General features: G+C 67.8%; 21 protein-coding genes and 1 riboswitch. Of the genes, 9 read left to right on the forward strand and 12 right to left on the reverse strand.

Features of this window, described 5'->3' with window-relative positions:
• Window positions 1-147: 147 nt before the first annotated feature.
• From ABZ004_RS19015 to ABZ004_RS19025, 3 genes are all read left to right on the forward strand, one after another.
• A complete protein-coding gene (locus ABZ004_RS19015; RefSeq protein WP_355681190.1) occupies window positions 148-1,965 on the forward strand; it encodes a right-handed parallel beta-helix repeat-containing protein in 1,818 nt (605 codons plus the stop codon).
• Window positions 1,966-1,981: 16 nt separating this feature from the next.
• Window positions 1,982-2,932, forward strand: a complete 951-nt coding sequence (locus ABZ004_RS19020) for a pyridoxal-phosphate dependent enzyme (RefSeq protein ID WP_355681191.1) — start codon at window positions 1,982-1,984, stop codon at window positions 2,930-2,932.
• A 266-nt stretch (window positions 2,933-3,198) separates the two neighbouring features.
• Window positions 3,199-3,391, forward strand: a riboswitch (cyclic di-AMP (ydaO/yuaA leader).
• Window positions 3,391-4,236, forward strand: coding sequence for an NlpC/P60 family protein (locus ABZ004_RS19025; protein WP_355681192.1), 846 nt, complete (start codon window positions 3,391-3,393; stop codon window positions 4,234-4,236). It overlaps the preceding riboswitch by 1 nt.
• A 144-nt stretch (window positions 4,237-4,380) precedes the next feature.
• Here ABZ004_RS19025 and ABZ004_RS19030 read toward each other — a convergent pair whose 3' ends face one another.
• Both ABZ004_RS19030 and ABZ004_RS19035 read right to left on the reverse strand, forming a co-directional pair.
• Window positions 4,381-5,037 (reverse strand): response regulator transcription factor, encoded by a 657-nt coding sequence (locus ABZ004_RS19030; RefSeq protein WP_355681193.1) that lies wholly within the window; start codon window positions 5,035-5,037, stop codon window positions 4,381-4,383.
• On the reverse strand, window positions 5,034-6,233 hold the full coding sequence (locus tag ABZ004_RS19035) for a histidine kinase (protein WP_355681194.1): 1,200 nt from the start codon (window positions 6,231-6,233) through the stop codon (window positions 5,034-5,036). Before ABZ004_RS19035 ends, ABZ004_RS19030 begins: the two co-directional genes overlap by 4 nt.
• A gap of 167 nt (window positions 6,234-6,400) precedes the next feature.
• Between ABZ004_RS19035 and ABZ004_RS19040 the strand changes: the two genes are divergently transcribed.
• The 3 genes from ABZ004_RS19040 to ABZ004_RS19050 all read left to right on the forward strand — a co-directional run bounded on the left by ABZ004_RS19040 (window position 6,401) and on the right by ABZ004_RS19050 (window position 8,535).
• Entirely contained in the window at window positions 6,401-7,288 is an 888-nt protein-coding gene (locus ABZ004_RS19040) for an ABC transporter ATP-binding protein (protein WP_355681195.1), read from the forward strand.
• A 29-nt stretch (window positions 7,289-7,317) separates the two neighbouring features.
• Window positions 7,318-8,127, forward strand: a complete 810-nt coding sequence (locus ABZ004_RS19045; protein WP_355681196.1) for an ABC transporter permease — start codon at window positions 7,318-7,320, stop codon at window positions 8,125-8,127.
• A gap of 216 nt (window positions 8,128-8,343) precedes the next feature.
• Complete coding sequence (locus ABZ004_RS19050; protein WP_185442564.1) at window positions 8,344-8,535, forward strand: DUF3073 domain-containing protein; 192 nt, start codon at window positions 8,344-8,346, stop codon at window positions 8,533-8,535.
• Between the two features lie 285 nt (window positions 8,536-8,820).
• On the opposite strand, the gene purM is transcribed toward ABZ004_RS19050, so the two are convergent.
• The 3 genes from purM to ABZ004_RS19065 are packed head-to-tail and all read right to left on the reverse strand — an operon-like array spanning window position 8,821 to window position 11,662.
• A complete protein-coding gene (gene purM, locus ABZ004_RS19055) occupies window positions 8,821-9,885 on the reverse strand; it encodes a phosphoribosylformylglycinamidine cyclo-ligase (RefSeq protein ID WP_355681197.1) in 1,065 nt (354 codons plus the stop codon).
• Between the two features lie 43 nt (window positions 9,886-9,928).
• Complete coding sequence (gene purF, locus ABZ004_RS19060; RefSeq protein ID WP_355681198.1) at window positions 9,929-11,491, reverse strand: amidophosphoribosyltransferase; 1,563 nt, start codon at window positions 11,489-11,491, stop codon at window positions 9,929-9,931.
• Window positions 11,492-11,515: 24 nt separating this feature from the next.
• Window positions 11,516-11,662: a hypothetical protein gene (locus ABZ004_RS19065; protein ID WP_355681199.1), complete on the reverse strand. Its 147-nt coding sequence runs from the start codon at window positions 11,660-11,662 to the stop codon at window positions 11,516-11,518.
• 103 nt (window positions 11,663-11,765) lie between these two features.
• On the opposite strand from ABZ004_RS19065, the gene ABZ004_RS19070 reads away from it, so the two are divergent.
• Together ABZ004_RS19070 and ABZ004_RS19075 are read left to right on the forward strand one after the other, a co-directional pair.
• The gene (locus ABZ004_RS19070) at window positions 11,766-12,749 is read left to right on the forward strand and encodes a LuxR C-terminal-related transcriptional regulator (protein ID WP_355681200.1); all 984 of its coding nucleotides are present in this window, start codon (window positions 11,766-11,768) and stop codon (window positions 12,747-12,749) included.
• A 9-nt stretch (window positions 12,750-12,758) separates the two neighbouring features.
• On the forward strand, window positions 12,759-13,355 hold the full coding sequence (locus ABZ004_RS19075; RefSeq protein ID WP_355681201.1) for a hypothetical protein: 597 nt from the start codon (window positions 12,759-12,761) through the stop codon (window positions 13,353-13,355).
• Window positions 13,356-14,244: 889 nt separating this feature from the next.
• Here the strand turns inward: ABZ004_RS19075 and ABZ004_RS19080 are convergent.
• From ABZ004_RS19080 to ABZ004_RS19105, 6 genes are all read right to left on the reverse strand, one after another.
• Window positions 14,245-14,568 carry a hypothetical protein gene (locus tag ABZ004_RS19080; protein WP_355681202.1) on the reverse strand — a complete coding sequence of 108 codons (324 nt, stop codon included), beginning with the start codon at window positions 14,566-14,568 and terminating at the stop codon, window positions 14,245-14,247.
• Window positions 14,569-14,610: 42 nt separating this feature from the next.
• Window positions 14,611-15,981, reverse strand: a complete 1,371-nt coding sequence (locus tag ABZ004_RS19085; RefSeq protein ID WP_355681203.1) for an NAD(P)(+) transhydrogenase (Re/Si-specific) subunit beta — start codon at window positions 15,979-15,981, stop codon at window positions 14,611-14,613.
• On the reverse strand, window positions 15,978-16,283 hold the full coding sequence (locus tag ABZ004_RS19090; RefSeq protein WP_355681204.1) for an NAD(P) transhydrogenase subunit alpha: 306 nt from the start codon (window positions 16,281-16,283) through the stop codon (window positions 15,978-15,980). Before ABZ004_RS19090 ends, ABZ004_RS19085 begins: the two co-directional genes overlap by 4 nt.
• Window positions 16,280-17,404, reverse strand: coding sequence for an NAD(P) transhydrogenase subunit alpha (locus ABZ004_RS19095; protein ID WP_355681205.1), 1,125 nt, complete (start codon window positions 17,402-17,404; stop codon window positions 16,280-16,282). The genes ABZ004_RS19090 and ABZ004_RS19095 overlap by 4 nt, the downstream gene beginning before the upstream one ends.
• Before the next feature lie 83 nt (window positions 17,405-17,487).
• Window positions 17,488-18,813 (reverse strand): dipeptidase, encoded by a 1,326-nt coding sequence (locus ABZ004_RS19100; protein ID WP_355681206.1) that lies wholly within the window; start codon window positions 18,811-18,813, stop codon window positions 17,488-17,490.
• A 5-nt stretch (window positions 18,814-18,818) separates the two neighbouring features.
• Window positions 18,819-20,672: a hypothetical protein gene (locus ABZ004_RS19105; protein WP_355681207.1), complete on the reverse strand. Its 1,854-nt coding sequence runs from the start codon at window positions 20,670-20,672 to the stop codon at window positions 18,819-18,821.
• A gap of 97 nt (window positions 20,673-20,769) precedes the next feature.
• On the opposite strand from ABZ004_RS19105, the gene ABZ004_RS19110 reads away from it, so the two are divergent.
• Window positions 20,770-21,708: a hypothetical protein gene (locus ABZ004_RS19110; RefSeq protein ID WP_355681208.1), complete on the forward strand. Its 939-nt coding sequence runs from the start codon at window positions 20,770-20,772 to the stop codon at window positions 21,706-21,708.
• Between the two features lie 3 nt (window positions 21,709-21,711).
• Here ABZ004_RS19110 and ABZ004_RS19115 read toward each other — a convergent pair whose 3' ends face one another.
• Window positions 21,712-23,199: a serine/threonine-protein kinase gene (locus ABZ004_RS19115; protein ID WP_355681209.1), complete on the reverse strand. Its 1,488-nt coding sequence runs from the start codon at window positions 23,197-23,199 to the stop codon at window positions 21,712-21,714.
• Window positions 23,200-23,260 lie beyond the last annotated feature (61 nt).

Here is a 23,260-nt window from a genome sequence, read left to right on the forward strand (position 1 = left end):
CCCCCGATGGGAACCGCTCGTCATCAGTACGGAACCGGCTGAGCGTTCTTGACATGCTACGAACTCTGGTGGCCATCCATCGGCTTGTGGGACCGTGTGACCTCGAGCCGGTTGCTGGGGGGAACCGCAAACGGTTTGGGGGGTTCTATGCGTCGCGTTGTGCTGTCCGCTGTCGTCGCCATGATCGCGGCACTGCTGCTCGCGGTCGGGCAGGCCGGGCCTGCCCAGGCCGCACCGATCACTGTCACCACCACGGCGGATGTCGTGAACGGCGGCGACGGGGTGACCTCGCTGCGGGAGGCGATCACCACGGCCAACGCCGCGGGCGACGCGACCACGATCACCCTGACCGCGGCCGCGACGTACGGACTGGATCTGTGCGGTGACGACGACACGAATGCCGCTGGCGACCTGGACAGTACGTCGATGCAGCCGCTCACGATCAAGGGCAACGGGTCGACGATCGACCAGAACTGCGCGGGCGAGCGGGTGCTGAACACGCTCGACACCAATGGCTCGATCACCTTGCACGACGTGACCTTGACCGGTGGCGACAGCCTCTTCGGCGCAGCGCTGCAGCACGCGGGCGACGCGACTCTCGACGGCGCGACAGTGACCGGCAACGCGGGTGGCGCCGGCCGGGTGCTCGAGAGCTCGCTAGGCGGCGCGGTACTCAACCTGACTGGTTCCAACATCCACGACAACACCGGGACGGGCGTCGCCTTGTCACTGGGTCAGGTGCACATCGTCGACTCCTCTATTACTAACAACACCGGCCGGGGCGTGGGCCTGACCGACGGAGCTCTCTCTGTGAGCGGCTCGACGATCAGCGGTAACGGAGGTGACGGCGTACGGACCACTGGGCAGGGTTCGGGGCTGTTCACTCTTACCAACACGACAGTGGACAACAACGGTGGCACCGGAGTGATCTGCTCAGCTTGCGGCGACCTGACGGTGACCGGATCGACCGTCACCGGCAACCACGCTGGTGGCGGCAGTGGCGGGGGTATCCAGGTGCTGTTCGACCAGGACTCGCCCACTGATCAGCCAGTGGTGTCCGTGACCGAGTCGACGGTCTCCGGGAACTCCAGGACCGGCTCCGGCGGCGGGATCAATACAGCCATCATCGAGAACTCCAGTGGACCGCCTCCTGCGCAGATCGTCGTCACCCGATCGACCATCAGCAACAACAGCGCCACTGATCAGGGTGGTGGCATCTATGCAATCACCGGCGAGGTACGCGTCGACAACTCGACAGTCACAGGCAACAGTGCCACCAATGCGGGCGGTGGTGTCGGCACGCTGGCCCATGACATCTACCTACGGCATGCGACGGTCTCGGGTAATACAGCAGGTGGCGCCGGTCGCAACGTGGCCACTAGCGCCGGCCTGCACACCTTCGGCTCGATCGTGGCCGGTGGCACGGGCGCCAGCGACTGCAGCATCGGACTAGCGACCTCTTCTACTGGCTACAACCTCGACGGGGACGGCACCTGCGCACTGGCCGGACCTGGCGACCACAGCAACATCGGCAGCCCACAACTGGGCGCACTGGCTAGCAACGGCGGGTCGACTCAGACGATGCTGCCGCTTGCCGCATCGCCGGCCAACGGCGCAGTACCGGCTGCTGCTTGCACTGTCTTTACTGTCGACCAGCGAGGCATCACCCGGCCGCAGGGCGCCAACTGCGAAGCCGGGTCCGTAGAGGTAGCCGAAGTACCACCGACACCTGCCTGCACGAAGTCCGGTACTGCGGGGAGCGACCTGCTCATCGGTACGCCGGGCGCCGACGTACTGTGCGGTCTCGGCGGCGACGACCTCATCCTCGGACTGGGTGGCAACGACCTCCTGCTGGGCGGCAACGGCAAGGACATCCTGATCGGCGGCACCGGCCACAACACCCTCGACGGCGGCCCTGGCCAGGACCTCTGCCTCGGAGTCGGGGACACCAAGATCTCTTGCTGACGGTAGATTCCCGGACATGCTCAGCCTCGAGGATGTCCGGGAAGCCGCCCAGCGGATCGACGGAGTCGCCCACCGGACACCGGTGATCACGTCGCGAACTCTGAACGAGCGGGTCGGCGCCGAGGTGTTCCTCAAGGCCGAGAACCTGCAGCGGATCGGGGCGTTCAAATTCCGCGGCGCGTTCAACGCGATCAGCCGGTTGAGCCCGGAGCAACTGACGCGCGGCGTCGCGGCGTACTCGTCCGGGAACCATGCCCAGGCGGTCGCGCTGGCGGCGTCGATGGCGGGGACCACGGCCGTGATCCTGATGCCCGAGGACGCCCCGCCGACGAAGGTCGCGGCGACCAAGGGTTACGGCGCCGAAGTGATCACCTACGACCGCTACACCGGAGACCGTACGGCGCTCGCAACCGCGCTGGCCGAGGAGCGTGGCGTCGCGCTGATCCCGCCGTACGACCACTACGACGTGATGGCCGGCCAGGGCACGGTCGCACTCGAGCTGATCGAAGAGGTGGGGCAGCTCGGGGCATTGCTGGCCCCCGTGGGCGGTGGCGGCCTGATCGCGGGCTGCGCGACCGCCGCGGTCGAACTGTCGCCGGGGATCCGGGTGATCGGGGTCGAGCCGGAGGCGGGCAACGACACCGCCCTCTCGCTGGCGGCCGGCGAGCGGGTCGACAACGGCGTACCGCACACGATCGCCGACGGTCAGGCGATCCCGATCCCGGGCGAGCTCACCTTCGAGATCAACCGGCGGCTGCTGGCCGCGGTCGAGCTGGTCAGCGACGACGAGATCCGGGCCGCGATGAAGTTCGCCTTCGAGCGACTCAAGCTGGTACTCGAGCCGAGCGGCGCCTGCGCGCTGGCGGCGCTGCTCGCGGGCCGGATCGAGGACCTTCCGGACCGGGTCGGAGTCGTGCTTTCCGGCGGGAACGTCGGCCTGGAGCGCTTCCTCGAACTGCTCGGCTGAGGGCGCCCTCAGACCGCCCCGAACACTCACTGTGGTCGTTGTCACAGAGAGCAATCCCAGAAAGTGACCCACGTCACACGAATTTGCTACGCGACCGCCTGAGACACGCTCAGACACGCTCAGGACTCCTGGTGTTCACCAGCGATCCCTGAGCCGTCAGAGAGCCATTTGAGGCCTTTCCAGAGGGTCTCTCTGGATCTGAGGGTTTGCGTCGTGATCGTTCTGTTATACAGTCGTCGGCGGTTCGACAAATGAGACGAACTGCAGGTGTGTCAACGCCGAGTCCTGCCAGGCGCACCTGTTCCCCTCGAACAACCATGGCAGGAGTGGGGGACCCAGGAGGTTGGGGTCCGACCGTGAGTGGTCGGGTCCCTGGGGTGAAGTCCGCGGGAGCGGACCGGGCTATCGACTCTCAGCCCGAACCCGACAGCTAACTCCGCAGGCGTCGGGAGACAACCATGCCCGTCACCGTCCGACGGACAGCGCTGCCTGCTGTCCACAGCGAGTCCAGTACCCGGCCCACCGGTCGCATGCTGGCCAAGCACCGCAAGTCCACCAAGTCCGCGGCCGCCCCTCGTGCCGCAGCCGCCGTCCTTTCGGTCGGCCTCGCCGTCAGTGGCGGAGCGATCCTCACTGTCGCCGGTCCCAGCAGCACCACCACCGCCTCGGCCACCACCAAGACCACCTCGGCCGCGTGGGCCCGGGGTAACCTGCCGATCGCCAAGAAGCCGCTGCTTCGCTACGCGGACGCCGGTTCGGCCGTCCGTTACGTGCAGCGCTCCCTGGACGTCCCGGCCGGTGGTTGGTACGGCTCCGCCACTCGTACGGCGGTCGCCAAGTTCCAGCGCCGGGTGGGCCTGCCCCGCACCGGCACCATGACGTACAACACCTGGCGTTCGCTGCTCTACGCCGCGAGCCACGGTCTGCTGCACGGCGGTACCGGTAGCAGCTCGACCTTCCAGGCGCGCGTCCTCAAGGAAGCAGCCAAGCTCAAGGGCACCCCGTACCGCTACGGCGGCACGACCACCCGCGGCCTGGACTGCTCCGGCTACACCGGCCTCGTCTACAAGCGGGCCGGCAAGAAGCTGCCCCGCACGTCGCGGCAGCAGTACAGCGCCACCAAGCACCTGAGCCGCAAGGCTGCGAAGCCGGGCGACCTGGTGTTCTTCAAGAGCGGTGGCGGCAGCGTGTACCACGTCGGCATCTACGCCGGCGGCAACATGCTGTGGCAGGCCTCGAAGCCGGGCCGGCCCGTCGCCAAGTCGAAGATCTGGAGCAGCAACGTGGCCTTCGGCCGCGCCTGATCCGACTGTCCTGCCTGGGCAGGACAGGAAGCCGTCAGCGAGACCGATTCCCCCCATCGGTCGCTGACTCTGAAACCGGTCGCGAGCCGCCGCCCCCACCCCTCCGGCGGCACGCGACCGGTTTCGCTTGTTTTCAAGGCCTTTTCAGTCGTCCAGCAATCCCGCGTCGTGGGCGAGGATCGCGACCTGGACGCGGTTGGTGGCATCGAGCTTCACCAGCACCCGCGAGACATGGGCCTTCACAGTCGCCTCGCTCATGAACAGCTGCTTGCCGATGTCCGCGTTGGACAATCCCTTGGCGACCGCGGCCAGGACTTCCCTCTCCCGATCGGTCAGCGTGGTCAGCCGACCCTGCGCCACCCGCCGCCGATCGGTCCGCTGGTCCGCCGCGAAGTGCCCGATCAACCGCTTGGTCACCGCCGGCGACAACATCGCGTCCCCGGCCGCGACCACGCGAATCGCCTGCACCAGCTCACGCGGTGGCGTGTCCTTCAACAGGAACCCACTCGCCCCGGCCTGCAGCGCCCGGAACACATAGTCATCGAGATCGAACGTGGTCAGTACGACGACCTTCGGCGGATCCGGCAGCGCCTGCACAGCCCGGGTCGCAGCGAGCCCGTCCAGCCGCGGCATCCGGATGTCCATCAGCACCACGTCCGGGCGATGCTCGCGCACCATCGCGGCCGCGTCGGCGCCGTCCTCGGCCTCCGCGACCACCTCGAGGTCGTCGGCCGACTCGAGGATCATCTTCAGTCCGGCCCGGACCAGCGCCTCGTCGTCCACGATCAGCAGCCGCGTCATCCTTCTCCTTCGTCGATGTCGCCCGGACGGCCGAGCCGGCCCGGATCCTTCTCGCTCCACGGCAACCAGGCCTCGACCCGCCAGCCACCCTCGGCGGTCGGCCCGGCCGAGATGCTTCCGCCGGACAGACTGACCCGCTCACGGAGCCCGACCAGGCCCGCGCCCGATCCGGGCAGCAGCGAATCGGCCGCGACCGGCCGGACGTTGGTCACCCGGACCGTCACCCCGGTCCCGGGCGCGCCCTTCACGAAGACTTCGGTCGACACCCCGCGAGCGTGCTTGTGCACATTGGTCAGCGCCTCCTGGACGATCCGGTAGACCGTCCGGCCGACCGAGGCCGGCACGTCGTCCGGCAGCTCCAGGTCGCTTTGCACGTTCACCCCGGCTGCTCGCGACGCCTCCACCAGGCGGGCCAGATCGACTGCCCGTGGTACCGGAGCCAGGTCCGCACCAGCCGCGCTCAGATCAGTTCGCAGTACGCCGAGAACTTCGCGCAGGTCCTCCATCGCCTGGCGGGCGGTCTCCCGGATCAGGCCGGCCGAGCTCTCCACCTTCTCGGGGCCGACCGCCGGGTTCACCTCCAGCCCACCGGCATGCAGGGCGATCAGCGAGACCTTGTGGGCCAGGACGTCGTGCATCTCCTGCGCGATCCGGGCCCGTTCGCCCAGCCGGGCCTGGTCCGCCCGGAGCTCGCGCTCGGCCTCGGCCCGCTCGGCCCGGTCCCGCAGCGACACCATCAGGTCGCGCCGGGCGCCGATGTAGGCGCCGATCGCGACCCAGGTCCCGATCAGGAACGGGCCGGTGAAGATGAGGACCCACAGGTCGCTCGGCTGATTCCAGTAGGAGCTCAGGACATACCCGGCGTACGCCGCAAGGCTGAGGACGGCCAGCGCCAGGTCGCGGCGGCGGATCGCGAGGGTGAGCAGCGCGAGGCCCATCGGGACGAAGATCTGGCCACCCAGCAGCGCCAGGATTGCGACGACGGTGACCGTGACCGGGAACCGCCGGCGCCACCACAGCGCGAGCGAGGCGACGATTCCGAGCCCGAGGACGACCCAGTCCCGCAGCTGCCAGCCCGCCCGGCCCGAGGCCGCCTGGGCGAGGATCGTGATCAGGCTGAAGCCGATGTACATCAGGTCGCGGATGCGTGGCGCACGCTGGACGAACCAGGCGTACCAGCGCCGCAACCGTTGCATTCCGTCAGCCTAGTCGCGCTGCGTACAGGTCCACGTCAGCCTTTGGGTGCTGCCCGTCTCCCCCATCAGGTGGGGGTCGGTAGGGGGTCGTCAACGACTTTCGTAGGGGGCTGGTCGAGACGCACGGTCGATGTGGCGAGGGGGTCCCGGACGGAAGAGTTGCCCCCATGATCACCGTCGAGAACCTCAGCAAGCGCTACGGCAACAGCACGGCCGTGCAGGATGTGTCTTTCACCGTCGAGCCAGGCAGCATCACCGGCTTTCTCGGCCCGAACGGGGCCGGCAAGTCCACCACGCTGCGGATGCTGACGGGACTCACGCCGCCGACCTCCGGCCGCGCGACCATCGCCGGCAAGCGGTACGCCGACTTGCCGAACCCGGGCCGGGTCGTCGGGGTCATGCTCGACGCCGCCGCCCAGCACCCGGGTCGCACCGGCCGGGAGACGCTGCAGCTCAACGCGAGCCTGCTCGGCGTACCGAAGAGCCGTGCGGACGAGATGCTCGAGGCCGTCGGGCTCACCCCGGCCGCGAAGCGTCGCGTCGGCCAGTACTCGCTGGGCATGCGGCAGCGGCTCGGCATTGCGGCCGCGCTGCTCGGCGACCCCGCCGTACTGATCCTCGACGAGCCTGCCAACGGGATGGACCCGGAGGGCATCCGGTGGATGCGCGGCCTACTGCAGGACTTCGCGAGCCGCGGCGGCACGGTGATCCTGTCCAGCCACCTGCTGGGCGAGGTGCAGGCGACCGTGGACCGGCTGGTCGTCATCGGCGGCGGCCGGATCGTCGCCAACGGCTCGCTGGAGGAGTTGCTCGCCGGGAGCGGCACGCTGGTTCGCGGCCTCGACCCGATCGCGCTGAACCAGGCGCTGACCGCCGCCGGGCTCAACCTCGAACCGCTGCAGGACGGCGCGCTCCGCGTCGACGGCACCGCCGAGCAGGTCGGCCGCGCGGCCGCCGCTGCCGGCCAGATCCTGCTCGAACTGCGTGAGAGCGACGGCGCCGGCCTGGAGGAGCTCTTCTTCCAGCTGACCAGCCCGACCGCCGTAGCCGCCTGACCACCTCGAAACTTCTGGAGCTCATCACCATGGCTGTCACCGAAATCACCTCACCGCCCGCCGCGGCCGCTGCCAAGCACCGCGCCGTGTCCACCGCGCTCCCGCCCGCGCGCGGGCAGTCCTTCCTCCGACTCGTCACCACCGAACTGCGCAAGTCCCTGGACACCCGCAGCGGGCGGGTGCTGGTCCTGGCCATCCTCGCGCTGGCTGTCGCCGCACTGACCTGGCAGCTCACGCACACGAACAACGAGGTGCAGGGCTTCGACAGCTACCTGGCCGCGGCCTCGGTGGGTGTCCAGCTGATCCTGCCGGTGATCGGTGTGATGGCGATGACGAGTGAGTGGACCCAGCGCACGGCGCTGACCACCTTCACGCTGTCGCCCCGCCGGGTCCGGGTGCAGCTGGCCAAGTTCGTCTCCGCGGTCGTGCTGAGCGCCGTGCTGATGACGGCGACCGCACTGCTCGCTCTGGCCGCGACCGGCATCGGCGGGGCCGTTGTCGGCCACGGCACGTCGTTCGCCGGGCTGGGTGGCGCGCTGGCCGGCGCCTACCTGACCACCGCGCTGAATGTCGTGATGGGTGCCGCCTTCGGTGCGGTGATCGCTCAGACCGCCGTCGCGATCCTGGTCTTCTTCATCGCGCCGACCGCCTGGTCGCTGGCCGGCCCGGCGCTGTTCAAGGACAACGCGAACTGGCTCGACGTCTTCGGCGCCTTCGGCCGGATCGCGGAGCGGGATCTGCACGGGATGGTGCCCGAGACGCTCACCGCGATCGCAGTCTGGATCGTTGCGCCGACCATCGTCGGACTGTGGGCAAGCTCACGTCGCGAGGTGAAGTAACGCCTCGGTACGACGCTCAAGACGCGGGAGGCCTGGCCGGTTTGAGGGGATCGGCCAGGCCTTCCGGCCTGTCATCGGGCTGCTTCGGCAGTCCAGCCAGGGGGCGGTGCGTGTGTCGGACACCGGCTCCGGGTAATCTAGAACCACGATTACTGACGACTGATCCGTGGACGCCCAGCTGCGTACCCGGTTGACTTGTGCGAGGGGGTCGACGCTATGGGGCGCGGCCGTGCAAAGGCCAAGCAGACGAAGGTCGCACGCGACCTGAAGTACCGCACCTGGGACACCGACTTGGACCAGCTCAAAAAAGAGCTGTCCGGCGGCGAGCAGAGCGGTAACGGATCTGCGAACGGCGACAACGACGCAGACGTCGGCGATGACGCCGACGACTACCACCCCCGTCGGTAAGGCAGCAGTTCAGCTCGGATGACCTGCCCTAGCGCGCTAGGGCAGGTCTCCTGTGCTTGACCGACGAGTTCCACCACAGGGCTAGCGCTTGACCACACAGATGGCGGTTTGGCGTGCCTGCTCACTCCGTGAATCCGCAGAACTCTTGCACGGGAGTTCTGCGGATTTCAGGGTTCCGGTACGGCGTACTCCGTCGTCAACCCCTCGATCAGGTGGCTCACCCGGACGTCGTGCTGGGCCCACGGGCCTCGCGTTCGGCCCACGGCCGACCCCGATGCGCGGGAACTAGCTGGCGTAGTCGCCTTGGAGTTCGACGCCGGTGCCTTCGCTGACCTCGCCGCAGACCCAGGCGGGGATGTCTCGCTCGGCCAGTGCGGCGATCGCCTGGTCGGCGGCGGCCGGGTCGAGGACGGCGACCATGCCGACGCCCATGTTCAGGGTCTTCTCGAGTTCGAGGAGCGGGACACTGCCGAGCTCACCGACCAGGCCGAAGATCGGCGCCGGGGTCCAGGTCGACCGGTCGATCCGGACCTGGAGCTCGGCGGGGATCACCCGGGCCAGGTTCGCCGCGAAACCACCGCCGGTGATGTGCGACATCGCATGCAGCGGCTTCTCGTCGGCGTTCAGCTCCTGGATCAGCTCCAGGCAGTGCTTGGCGTAGACCCTGGTCGGGGTGAGCAGGGTGTCACCGAGAGTGCCGCCCAGCTCGGGCACTTCCCGGTCGAGCTGCCAGCCGGCCCGGTCGAAGAAGACGTGCCGGACCAGGGAGTAGCCGTTCGAGTGCAGCCCGGAGGACGCCATCGCGACCACGACGTCACCCGCGCGCACGCGATCCGCGCCGATCACCTCATCGGCTTCGACGACACCGGTGGCGGCACCCGCCACGTCGTACTCGTCGGCCTCGAGCAGTCCGGGGTGCTCCGCCGTCTCGCCGCCGACGAGCGCAGTACCGGCCTCGACACACGCCTCCGCGATGCCCTTCACGATCTGCGCGATCGTCTCCGGGACCACCTTGCCGGTGCAGATGTAGTCGGTCATGAACAACGGCTCCGCGCCGCAGACGACCAGGTCGTCCACGACCATGCCGACCAGGTCGAACCCGATCGTGTCGTGCCGGTCCATCTTCTGCGCGATCGCGACCTTCGTCCCGACCCCGTCCGTCGACGTCGCCAGCAACGGCCGCCGGTACGCCGTGAGCGCGGACGCGTCGAACAGGCCGGCGAATCCGCCGAGCCCACCGACCACCTCGGGGCGGGTCGCCTTCGCCACCCACTCCTTCATCAGCTCGACGGCCCGGTCACCGGCCTCGATGTCGACCCCGGCGGCGGCGTAGCTGGCGCCCTCGCTCACGATGTTCTCCTTGTTTCAGGGCTGATCTTGACAGCCTTTTGCCTCAGGGCCGGGACAGCGCGTCCGCGGCGCCGGCTCCGCCGGAGACCGTGGCCAGTCCGTCGACGTCGGTGCTCACCGGCAGCTCGAGCAGGTGCTTGCCGAGGTGTTCCGGTTCCGGCAGGGCGATCGGGTAGACGCCGTCGAAGCAGGCCCGGCAGAGCTTGTCCTTCGGCACCGTGGTGGCTTCGATCAGGCCGTCCAGGCTCACGTAGCCGAGCGAGTCCGCGCCGATCGAGCGGCAGATCTCCTCGGTGTTCAGGCCGTTCGCGATCAGTTCCGCGCGGCTGGCGAAGTCGATGCCGTAGAAGCACGGCCACTTCACCGGCGGCGACGAGATCCGGACGTGGATCTCGGCCGCGCCCGACTCGCGCAGCATCCGGATCACTGCGCGCTGGGTGTTGCCGCGGACGATCGAGTCGTCGACGACGACCAGACGCTTGCCCTCGATCACCTCGCGCAGCGGGTTCAGCTTCAGCCGGATCCCCAGCTGGCGGATGGTCTGGCTCGGCTGGATGAAGGTCCGGCCGACGTAGGCGTTCTTGACCAGGCCCGAGCCGTAGGGGATGCCCGACTCCTCGGCGTACCCGATCGCGCCCGGCGTACCGGACTCCGGGGTGGCGATCACCAGATCGGCCTCGACCGGGTGCTCGCGGGCCAGCTGGCGGCCGACCTCGACGCGGGTCGAGTGGATCCGCTGACCGGAGATCTGGGTGTCCGGGCGGGCCAGGTAGACGAATTCGAACAGGCAGCCCTTGGGATCCTGCTCGGCGAAGCGGGTCGAGCGCAGGCCTTCCTCGTCGATCGCGACGATCTCGCCCGGCTCCACCTCCCGGATGAAGCTCGCGCCGACGATGTCCAGGGCTGCCGTCTCGCTGGCGATCACCCAGCCCCGCTCGAGCCGGCCGAGGACGAGCGGGCGGATGCCTTGCGGATCGCGCGCGCCGTACAGGGTGGTCTCGTCCATGAAGACCAGGCTGTAGGCACCCTTGACCTTGGGGAGGACCTTCGCGGCGGCCTGCTCGATGGTGAGATCGGGGTAGCCGGCCAGCATCGAGGTCAGGATGTCGGTGTCGGAGGAGGCGCCGTGCTTGGCGTTCGCCTTCGCGTGCTCGACATCCATGTCCAGCCCGAGATCCAGGTCGTCGTTGCCACCCAGGGTCGCGGCCAGCTCACCGGTGTTGGTGAGGTTGCCGTTGTGCCCGAGCGCGATCGACCCGGTCGCGGTGGACCGGAAGGTCGGCTGGGCGTTCGCCCAGACGCTGGAGCCGGTCGTCGAGTACCGGCAGTGCCCGACGGCGATGTACCCGCGCAGCGACGCCAGGGTCGCCTCGTCGAACGCCTGACTGACCAGACCCATGTCCTTGTAGACCAGAATCTGGGTCCCGTTGCTGACCGCGATGCCAGCCGACTCCTGCCCCCGGTGCTGCAGAGCGTAGAGCCCGAAATAGGTGAGTTTGGCAACCTCTTCCCCCGGAGCCCAGACCCCGAAGACGCCACAAGCGTCCTGAGGTCCTAGGTCCTGCGGGTCAAGATCATGAGTGAGCCGACCATCGCCACGAGCCACAGACAGCAGTCTACGGGACCAGATTTACCAGCAACCCAGGGATACGCAGTTGCCGTTCGGATCGTCCGGTACGCCCGGGTCCTCGCCCGCCGAAGTCAGGCCGGAGGGAAGCCAGGTGGCAGCTGCCAGCAGCAGCGTCAGCCCGGACACTGTGAGAAACCTCTTGATCACAGCACGTCCTTTCGAAATAATCCGAAACGTTCACTTGAGCGCGCTAAATCGACGCACCCTGTATATGGTCGGTTCCAAAACGTGGGTTGGAAGGGTGTAGATAGTGCTGGAACCGTTAGGTGTGGACGAGGCCACCTTCGCGGTCTATCACGCCCTTCTGCGCGAGCCGGACAGCACACCGGCTCAGATTGCCGCACTCCTGAATTGTCCATTGGATGAGGTTCATCACCGGATGGACGTACTCCGGAAACTCGACCTTCTCGTACCTACCTGGTCGAACCCCTCCGTCGAGCACGCCGTTCATCCCCGAGTGGGCCTGAGTGGGCTGGCCGAGCGCCGCCGGAGCGAACTGAACAAGATGCTCGGCGAACTCAGCCAGGCCGAGGCCTCCGCCGAGGTCCTGGCCGAGCAGTACAACGAACTTCTTACCTCACGGACCAGTGGCGATGTCGAGGTATTGCGTGGTCGCGCAAATGCTTCCCGCCGGATCGAGGAGCTGGGCACCAAGGCCCGGGAGTCTTTCTGGGGACTCATCCCCGCCCACGTCGACGACATCGTCGCCCCGGCCGAGGAGTCCCCGGACATCCCCCTGCTCGAGCGCGGGATCAAGATGCGCAGCGTCTACCTGCAGAGCATGACGGTTTCGAAGGCCGGGCTCGAGTTCGCCTCCTACATGCATAAGCTGGGCGGCGAGGTCCGCGCCACCCCGACCCTGGCGATGCGGCTGCTCATCATCGACCAGGAAATCGCGATCATGCCGCTGAACCCCGAGGTCGAGAGCGCCGGCGCGGTGATCCACCGCAGCCCGTCCGTACTCGCCCTCGCGATCGCCCTCTTCGACTCGTACTGGTCCCGCGCCACCGAACTCTTCGCCCCCGAGGACCGCGAGGACGACTCACCCCTCACCCCCCACGAAGCCGAGGTCCTCCGCCTACTCGCCGGCGGCGCCAAAGACGAACAGGTAGCCCGCCTCCTAGGCATCTCCCTCCGAACCGCCCGCCGCATCACCGCGAACTTGTCGGAGCGCCTGGACGCCACCTCCCGCTTCGAACTAGGAGTAGCCGCAGCCAAACGCGGCTGGGTCTGACCACCCCCAGTGTTCGACTCCCTGGGCATCACCGACACCACCCTCGCGGTCTACCGCGCCTTGTTGGCGCATCCTGAGGTGGTCCCGGCGGAGATCGGCTCCGTTCTGGATCTGCCGGCGCCGGCCGTGGACGAGCAGCTCGAGCTGCTTCGCAAACACGAACTCGTGGTGATTCGGAGCTGGGGCGACGACCCAACCGAGGAGTACGCGATCCACCCCAACCGGGGCTTCAATCTGCTGGCCGAGAAGCGCCGCGAGGAACTCGAGCACCTCCAGAAGGCGCTGCGTCAGGACGAACTGACCGCGCAGGAGATCACCGAGCAGTACAACCACATGCTGCGCGGGAGAACAGCCAACGATACCGAGATCCTCATCGGCCAGGAACGCGCCAATCAGCGTATGCAGCAATTCATGCCGACGCTTTCCACCTGGGGCTTGATTCCATCCACATTCGAGACCAATGGGCCACCAGAGGAAGGCCGGGCAAATATATACTCGCTGGCTTTACGACCACGGCGCAAAGGTGCGGAGCATGCCCAGCGTGCCGATGCGAATGGTCATCTTCGACGGCAAGTCTGCGGCAATGCCATTGGACCCCTCCGATGAAGACGCTGGCGCGGTTATTCACCACAGCACTCAGGTAGTTCATCTCGCAAAGCTCTTCTATGAACACTGTTGGCGGCACGCCAAGGATGTGTTCGATGACAGGCCAGCCAGCGCCGCGGAGATCACTGCACAGGAGATCGAACTGCTGAATCTCTTGGTGGAGGGGGCTACTGATGAGCAGGCGGGGCGGAAGTTGGGGGTGTCGTTGCGGACGGTCAGGCGGATGGCGGCGAAGTTGAGTGAGCAAGCCGGAGCGTCCGGGCGGTTCGAGTTGGGGGTTCGGGCGGCTCAGCGGGGATGGGTTCGGTAAAGATTGCTTTTCCGTTAGGGAATTACCGGACTGGACCGGTTCAGATGCACCAGCCTCGGAGGTAGTGGCCGGAAGATGCCATCGGGTTGTGGTCTCGGCAGAAAAGTGCTCTCCAATCGTTGCCGAGAGCCGAGTGGGTGGTGGCCGGGGCCAGCGGGAGCAGGAGCAGGGAAAGACAGGCAGCGGCCAGCGGGACGGGGCGCGCTGAATACGGCGTACGAGTCGACATGGTCTTCCTTGGGGTTTGGGCATGACGAAATAGCCGCGGGGGCGGAATGCCGCTGAAATCGGAGCGGCGGAGGACGGGAGCGGGGCTGCTCGCCGGTGCCTACGAACTTATTCGCGGGCTCGACGGACGGTCAACGCACGCGCACGGCCGCATGGTGCATTGGCACCACCCGGCCCGTCCGCACCGAGGTCGATCTGTGGTCTTCACTCCTCCTGTGGGGGTTCACTCCCTGCTAGACCAATGGGCGGACCCCCACAAGAGGAGTTGAGCGCCACAAGAGGGGTGAAGCCGCCTCCACCGCGCGGAACCGGGTGGAGGACCACGGTGCAGAGCCGCATGAGGTGAGTCGGCTATTTGTGCCAGGTGAGGGAGTAGCGGAAGAGCAGGTGGCGGCGGTAGGTCGAGCCGGGGAGCAGGTCGGTCGCCAGGGCTCGCATCTGCGGATAGGTGACCGGTGGCGGCCACACGGTCGGCGACGGGTGGTGCCAGTAGCCCTTGACCGCGCGGTAGGCCCAGTTGGCGCCCACACCGGCGACGTCGTACAAGAAGTCGCGCGGCAGCGTCGTACGGGCGACACCGACGACCACCAGGAAGCCGCCCGGGCGCAGTAGTTCGCGCATCCGAAGGAGGCCGGTGCGGGCATCGACGTGGTGCAGCGCCAGAGTCTGGGACATGGCAAGCGGCGGCTCCCGGCGGGAACCGCCGCTCAATAAGAATCAGACTGTTTTGACTGCTGCCAGGAGCTTGGTCAGGGAGTCTTTGGCGTCGCCGAACAACAACGTGGTGCGGGGGTCGTAGAGGAGTTCGTTCTCGATGCCGGCGAAGCCTGGGCGCATGGATCGTTTGAGGAAGATGACTCGTTGGGCCTCGTCGGCGTTCAGGATGGGCATGCCGTAGATGGGGGCACTCGGGGTGTTCCGGGCGGCGGGGTTGACGACGTCGTTGGCGCCGACGACCAGGACGACATCGGTGGCCTTGAAGTCGGGGTTGATCTCGTCCATCTCGCGGAGCTGGTCGTAGGGGACCTGCGCCTCGGCCAGCAGCACGTTCATGTGACCGGGCATCCGGCCGGCCACTGGGTGGATCGCGTAGTCGACCCGTACGCCGCGTCCCTGCAGCACCTCGACCAGCTCGCGCAGGGTGTGCTGCGCCTGGGCAACGGCCAGTCCGTACCCCGGGACGATGATGACCCGCTGCGCATAGGCCAGCAGGATCGCCACGTCCTGTGCGCCACCCGAGATCACCGGTCGCTCGGAGACCGTTCCGCCGCCAAGGGTCGAACCGCCCCGGACAGCACCGAACAGGATGTTGAAGACCGACCGTCCCATCGCGTCGGCCATCAGCTTCGTCAGCAACGTACCGGCCGCGCCGACCAGCGTTCCGGCGATCAGCAGCAGCGCGTTGCCGAGGACGTAACCACCCGCGGCCACGGTCAGACCCGTGAACGCGTTCAGCAGCGAGATGACGATCGGTACGTCGGCGCCACCGACCGGCAGCACCAGCATCACCCCGACGGCCAGGCCGAGCAGGCAGAGCAGTACGCCGACCCACACCCGTGGGTCCGACACCAGCCACCCCGACAAGGCCAGCGCGCCGAGAATGCCGGCCACGAACAGCACCGGCAGCCCGGGGAACGTCACCGGCCGGGTGGTCATGAGTTCCTGCAGTTTGGCGAAGGTGACGATCGATCCCGAGAAGCTGATCGCACCGACCACGATGGTGAACGCGGTCGCGATCGCCGCCACGGTCTCGCCCGACCGGACCTCGCCGAGCTCCATCAGCGCGACGAGCGCCGCGGCGCCACCGCCGACACCGTTGAAGAGGGCCACCAATTGCGGCATGTGGGTCATCTGCACCCGGCGGGACCCGATCACGCCACCGACAGCACCGATCGCCAGCGCGATCAGGATCGGCACCAGGTGATCGGGCTTGTAGGCGATGAACGTGATCACCACCGCGAGCACCGCACCGGCCGCGCCCAGCAGGTTGCCGGTCCGCGCAGTACGGGGTGAGGACAGTGCCTTCAGGGCGACGATGAAGCAGACCGCCGAAACCAGGTAGCCGATCTGGGCCCAGGTCGCGATCACTTGTGCAGCTCCTTCTTGCGCGCCGCGGGTCCGCGGAACATCTCCAGCATCCGGTCGGTGACCACGAAGCCACCGACCATGTTCACGGTCGCCAGTACGACGGCCAGCAGGCCGACGATCACCACGATCGTGGAGTCGGCCTGACCGGTGACGATGATCGCGCCGACCAGGATGACGCCGTGGATCGCGTTCGCCCCGGACATCAGCGGGGTGTGCAACGTCGAGGAGACCTTGCTGATCACCTCGACGCCGACGAACGCGGCCAGCACGAAGATGGTCAGCAGGGCGATGGACTCGGTCATCTGGACGGTCCTTCCAGGAGCTCCCGGGTCGGCTCGTGCAGAACCGAGCCGTCGTGCGTGACACAACAGCCGGCCACGATCTCGTCGTCGAAATCGGGATCGAAGGCGGCGTTGCGGGTCATCAAAGTGATCAGGTTCGCGATGTTCTGGCCGTAAAGCCGCGAAGCCGGCCCGGCCATCTGGCTGGGCACGTTCGCGCCGCCCCAGACCAGCGCGTTGCCGATCATCAGTTCGGTACCGGCCACCGAGCCCTCGACGTTGCCGCCGGACTCCGAGGCCAGGTCGACCACGACCGAGCCGGGCTTCATCTGCTCGACCATCGCGCGGGACACCAGCATCGGCGCGGTCCGGCCCGGTACGGCGGCCGTGGTGATCAGCGCGTCCGCGCCCGCGACGTACGGCGCCAGCAGGTCGCGCTGCAACTGCGCGCGCTCCTCGGTCATCTCGCGGGCGTAACCGCCCGGGCCGTCCAGCGTCCCGAGCTCCAGCTCGATCGGGCTGGCTCCCATCGACGCGATCTCCTCGGCGGCAGCGGTCCGTACGTCGTACGCCTTCACCACGGCGCCGAGGCGCTTCGCGGTCGCGATCGCTTGCAAACCGGCGACGCCGGCGCCCAGCACGAGCACCTGGGCCGGCGGGACGGTGCCGGCGGCGGTCATGTTGAGCGGGAAGAACCGGGGCAGTCGCTCCGCCGCGATGATCGCGGCGCGGTAGCCGGCGACCAGGGCCTGCGAGGAGAGGGCGTCCATCGACTGGGCCCGGGAGATCCGCGGAATGAGCTCCATCGCGAACGCGGTCAGCTTGGCCCGGGTCGCGGCCCGGATCACGTCCGGCGGATTGGTGGGCAGGAACGACATCAACGCCGTACCGGCATGTAGCCGCTGCAAGCGTTCGCGCTCGAGCGGCTGGACCGACACGACGACGGTCGCGGCATGGTCGGCTCCCCAGGCGACCTCGGCACCGGCTTCGCGGTAGGCGTCGTCGGAGTACAACGCGCGCTCACCTGCCGCGGGTTCGACCGCGACCTCGTAGCCGAGCTGGACAAGTTTGACGACCTGTTCCGGCACCAGCGCCACCCGGCGCTCCGCCGGTCTGGTCTCGCGCACTACTGCGATCTTCACTCGCCGAAACCTATGCCAAACCCTGGGTACGCGGAAACCCCGGTACTCAGGGCTTGGCCAAGTTGTGAGGGATCACCCAGGGATCAGGCCAGGTTCTGCAGCAGATGAGCCTCGGCGAGGCAGACCTTGGCGAACTCCTCCAGGTGCAGACCCTCGTCGATGCCGTGGGCCCTGGTGTCGGGATCTTCCACCCCGGTGACCAGGACCGCGGCCTGTGGGAAGGCCCGCTGGAACTCCGCGATGAACGGGATCGAGCCGCCCATCCCGGTGTCGACCGGCTCCACGCCCCAGGCCGCCGCGAAGGCCGACCGGGCGGCGTCGTACGCCGTACCGCGGGCGTTGATCGAGCACGGCTGGCCGATATCGCCTTCCGTGACAACGACCTGGGCGCCCCACGGAGCGTTCTGCTCCAGGTGGTTGACCAGGGCCTGCATCGCCTTGTTCGAGTCGTCGCCGGGCGCGACCCGGAGGCTGACCTTGGCCCGCGCGACCGGCACCAGCGTGTTGCTCGCCTCCGCGGTCCGCGGCGCGTCGATCGCCAGCACCGAGATCGACGGGCGGGTCCACAGCCGGTCGACCAGCGAACCGGAGCCGGTCAGCCGGACCTGGTCCAGCACGCTCGACTCGGCCCGGAACCGGTCCTCGGGGTAGTCCAGCTCGGCGGCGCGAGAAGCGTGCAGCCCGTCGACAGCCACATCGCCGTTGTCGGTGTGCAGCGTCGCCAGCAACCGGCACAGCGCGGTCAGCGCGTCCGGAACGGCTCCACCGAAGAGCCCCGAGTGCACTGCGTGCTTGAGCGTCCGTACTTCGACGTAGCAGTCGACCAGGCCGCGCAGCGACACCGTCAACGCCGGCTGGCCGATCGCCCAGTTGCCCGAGTCGGCGATCACGATCGCGTCGCAGGCCAGCTCGTCGGAGTACTCGTCGAGCAGCTGCAGCAGGGTCGGCGAGCCGATCTCCTCCTCGCCCTCGACGAAGACCGTGACGCCGACCGGAAGATCGTTGCCGAAGGCCCGTACTGCGGCCAGATGTGCCGCGATGCCGGCCTTGTCGTCGGCCGCGCCGCGGGCATACAGCCGGCCGTCGCGCTCGGTCGGCACGAACGGCTCACTCGTCCACTCGTCGAGAGAGCCGGTCGGCTGGACGTCGTGGTGCGCATAGAGCAGCACCGTCGGCTTGCCCTCGGGCGCGGCCTTCTTGGCGATCACGGCCGGCGCGCCCTCACCCGCCCGGACGATCTTCACCTCGAACCCCTCGGCCTCGAACAGGGCCGCGGTCGCCTCGGCGGACCGCTGGACGTCGGCCTGGCGGGCCGGGTCCGCACTGACCGAGGGAATCCGGATGAGGTCCTCGAGATCGGCACGAACACTGGGCAGAACGCGGTCGATAGCCGCTTGCAGATCGGTCATGAGCCCTACGGTACGGCGTACCCCATCAGCCCTTCTCGCTGAGCACCCGCTACTCCGTCACAGTCCGCACCGGCCAGGAAATGGTCGTACGCCGACGGCTGGTAGCACCGGTACAGCGGCACGGTGGCAGCACCTGCCGGGGCCGTGTGGATCCAGCCTTCGAGCCCGAGCTTCGCCTGACCTTCACAGTCGGCTTGAGCGGAGACGAGGTGGTTCGTGCCGTTGGGTGTCTGGTAGGAGCAGCCGTAGAGAGCTGAGGTGCCCGGCTGCTGATTGCCTTCGATGAACCAGCGCCGCTCGGCCGTGTAACCGCTGGAGATCGCCCTGCTGGTCACCCAGCGCTCATGCCCGTTGGAGAAGCGGGTGAACGCGACCTCCGTCGTACTGATGGCGTAGCCGATCAGACCCTCCTGCACGGCCGCGGTGTTCTCGCAGCCTGGATCTGTCGACACGTAGTGGTCGTCAAGACCGGCCACATGGCAGCGGTACAACGCGACCGAAGGAGCAACCGGTGGAGAGACGTAGATCCAGCCAAGGGTCTGCAGGACGTTGAAGCCTCCACAGTCGGCCTGCAGGGCGACGAACTGGTCGACTGCTCCGTTGCGGCAACTGTAGAGCGGCTTGGTCCCGGGGCGCTCGCCCGCTTCCAGAAGCCAGGTGCGCGTCGGGTAGTAGCCGGGTTCGCGGACGAGGTCGGTAGTGACGCGGTGCCGGTTGGCGTTGTCCGACCGGACCAGCGGCACCGTTCCGAGGTCGCGGCCGCCGGTGCAGGTGACCAGGCGGCGCATCATGTGCGCGTTGTTCCAGTCCTGGTTCATGGTGTTCCACTGCAGGTAGAAGACGTAGAAATCGTCACCGACCACCGACGGATCCGCTCCAGTGCCGACCACTGTCGGGTAGGCGTTGAAGCGGTCCGGGTCTCTGAACAGGGTCACGCTGCTCGACCAGGACGTGACGCCGTCCGCCGAATCGGTGAGCACGAACTCGTTCGGGGACACCATCGCGACCAGCAGGCTGCCGCCCTTCGCCGTACGGGCCGTGTTCGGGTGCCAGGCCGGTCGCTCACCCGGGCGGAGGTCGGTGGACGCGCCGCCGACTCCAGGTGAGTTCCAGGCGCCGTCCAGGTACTTGTTCCACGGCGCTGTCCGGCCGTTCTGCGCAGCGGCGACCACCTCCGCCACCGGCGCCCGGACCGCCGACAACGCCGTCCCTGCGAAGTTGCCATTGGAGTCGATGAAGTAGTCGGGGAAATGCACGTAGAGGTAGCCGTCGCGGGAAACGAAGGACGGCGTACCGACGTCTGCCGAGGCCCGGTGTGCACCGACCTGCTCCAGAGTGGCCGTCGGCGTCGCAAGAGGTCCCAGGTACGTCGTACGCCCGGTCGCCGGGTCGAACCGGCCGAGGTGCAGCGACGAGTAGAAGCCGCCCGGCGAGCTCTGTTCGAGGTGCAGCATCTGCAGCACCAGCCCGCTGCCGGGATCGCGGTACACCGGGCCACCCCCGCCGTACTGGTAGCCGGCCGGGAGCCCGATCACCGGGGCCAGCGTCTTCACCCCGTCGGAGACCGGATCGGCCAGGGTCCCGCGGGTCACCGCGATGCTCTGGTTCGCGCCACCCGATCCGACCAGCGCCGCCACCGCGAGGAACTTGTACTTGCCGGCGCCATCGGGCAAGACCCCGAAAGGCGTGTCGGCCCAGCCGTTCAGGCCGAGGCTCTTCCGGGTCTGATCGGCCACCACCTCCTCGGCAGGACCGACCTTCACTCCCGCGCACTGGGTGGGCGGCGAAACAGCCACCGCGGTGGCCGGAACCAGCAGCGACCCGGCCAAGCCGGCAAGTACGACGATTGTCCTGAACACGGGACGACTGTAGGAAGTCGAGGGGTCGTCGGTAAGCCGTTGCCGGACTAGGGTTCGGATTCGAAGGTTTCCGCCCCAACCTGGAAGAGGACCGACTATGGCCCGCCCGCTTGCCCTTCTCACTGCCTTCATCACAACTGCTACTGCGCTCACTGCCTCGCTCTCGGCCGGTGCTGCGATTACCTGCGACACCGACACGACCGGTGGCAGCACGTTCTACGACGGGCCGTCTGCGTCGAAGAAGTACGACGCACGGTTCAGTAACTCCGCGATGACAGTGCCCGGGCTGAGCACCTACACGCCGCAGGGTGCCGGGACTTGGTACAACTGGGACGGCTCCGGCAAGAACCTGATCCTGGTGTCGTCGTACCGCGACGGCGCCGACTCGCACATCTACGGACTCGACCCGGCGACCGGTGCGACGGTTGGTGTGGTCGCAGTAGCCGAGGCGCACGTCGGTGGCATCACCACCAGCAAGGGCTGGGCGTTCGTAGCCGGCACGAGCAACACGATCCGCAAGTACCGCCTCACCGAGCTGCGCGACGCAATGAAGGCAGCCGGTACGCCGTACCTCGCACAGGTCGGTACTGCGCGGTCCGTCGCCGGCGCTTCCTTCCTGACCAGCTACGGCGACTCCGTGTGGTCCGGGTCGTTCAACGACACCGGCCGCGGAACCATGTACGAGTACAAGATCGCCGACGACGGCACCCTCACCACGGTGGCCGGTGCGTGGGAGATCCCGACCAAGACGCAGGGCCTGCTGGTGACCTCGACCCACTTCATCTACGCGACCTCGTACGGCCGAGGCAACCGCAGCAACCTGTACGTCGTACGTCGCGGCCAGAAGGACCTGGACGCCGCGACTCTGAGCTGCTTCCGGGCGCCGAGCATGGCCGAGGGGATCACGGAGTACAACGGCACGGCGTACCAGGTCTACGAGTCGGGCTCATACCTCTACAGCGGCGACTCGGCCACGCTCAACGTGATCAGCAAGATCCACAAGGCCACAGTGTCTTCGCTGACCTCGCTGGCCTAGCAGCTACTTGACGACGACCGAGTCGAGCACCTTCTGGAGCTCGGCTGGGTCGTTGTCGCGAACCTGGATACGGACCGAGCCGCTGCCGGAGAGTGCCAGGTACCGCTCTTTGACCGTGCTCTGGTCGCAGGTATAGGTGAAGGTGACCGCCGTGCGATCACCAACCTTGTCGTTGTTCGTGTCTCCCGCTGTGCAGTTCTTCGGCGGCGTCCCGCTCTCCGGCAGTTTCGAGGCGCCCAGGATGCCGACGAACACTCCAGCGACGTTCTGCTCGTTCTGCCAGGCCGTGGTGTCCGTGCTGATCAGTAGGGCCGGCTGCGAGTTCTGGGCGGTATTCACCGACTTTTGAGTCCACTCGCGCGGCACCTTCACCGACAAACGCTGACTGTTGTCCTCCACGGTCACCGGGCGGCTCATCACCAGCTTGTAGCCGCCGTAGCCACCACCAGCAGCCAGTACTACGGCCAGCACAGCCGCGATCCACCGAGCTCGACCGGACCGTCTGGGCGGAGCTTCGGCAGGTGCTTCTTCAGCAGCGGGGGTCTCTGTGAGACCACCGGCTAGTGGAGCGATGGTCGGGCGGTTCGCGTCGGCCAGCTGAGTCGCCTGATCGAGGCCGCCCGGTCCGGCCTTGACCGGGAGTTCCTCGGCCGGAACCAGGCCGGCTGGGATCTTGCCGGTCGTGTGGGCCTCGTTGAGCGCGTCGAGGAAGCTGTCCAGGTCCGGCCAGCGCTTGTCCCGATCGGGTTCCAGCGCACGGCGTACGACGGCATCGATCGCCGGCGGGATGTCGTCGCGGATGGTGCTCATCGAGGGCGGCGGGGCGTCGATCCGCATCACCGCGCCCAGGCTGATCACGCCGTGCGGCGCCTGGCCGGTGAAGGCGGCGTACGCGACCGCACCGAGCGAGTAGAGGTCCGCGCGGTGGTCCAGCCGGTCGCCCATCACCTGCTCGGGAGCGACGTACGCCGGTGTGCCGCCCGGCATCGTGAGCTGCGACACGGTCTCCAGCGACTTGCCGAGCCCGAGGTCGCCTAGCATCGCCCGGTCGCCTTCCGGCTCCTTGTGGAACAGCACGTTCGCCGGCTTCACGTCACGGTGCAGCACACCACGGGCGTGCAACTGCTTCAGCCCGCTGCCGACCTGGGTGACGATGTCGACCACGTCGGCGATCTCCAGCGGGCCGGCCTTGATCTTGTCGGCCAGCGACCCACCGTCGGCGTAGGTGAGCACCAGGTACGGACGGCCGTCCTCGGCCTCGCCGACGTCGTGCACGCCGACCACATGCGGCGAATCGACCCGGCGCAGGAAGCGTCCCTCGGCCAGGAACCGGCGCCGGACGTCGTCCTCGTCGATCCAGTTGTCGGACAGGATCTTGACCGCGACATCGGCGTCCAGCTGCTCGTCCCGGGCCAGCCAGACGGTCGCGAAACCCCCGGCACCCACCCGGCGGACCAGGGAGTACCGGCCGATCCGCGGTGGCTGGTCCATACGCGCATTATGCTCGATCGCTCCTGCGACCGGGTCGCCAGTACTGTGCTTTGTCACCGCA

This window comes from Kribbella sp. NPDC006257 (genome assembly GCF_040613535.1).
Classification (GTDB): Bacteria; Actinomycetota; Actinomycetes; order Propionibacteriales; family Kribbellaceae; genus Kribbella.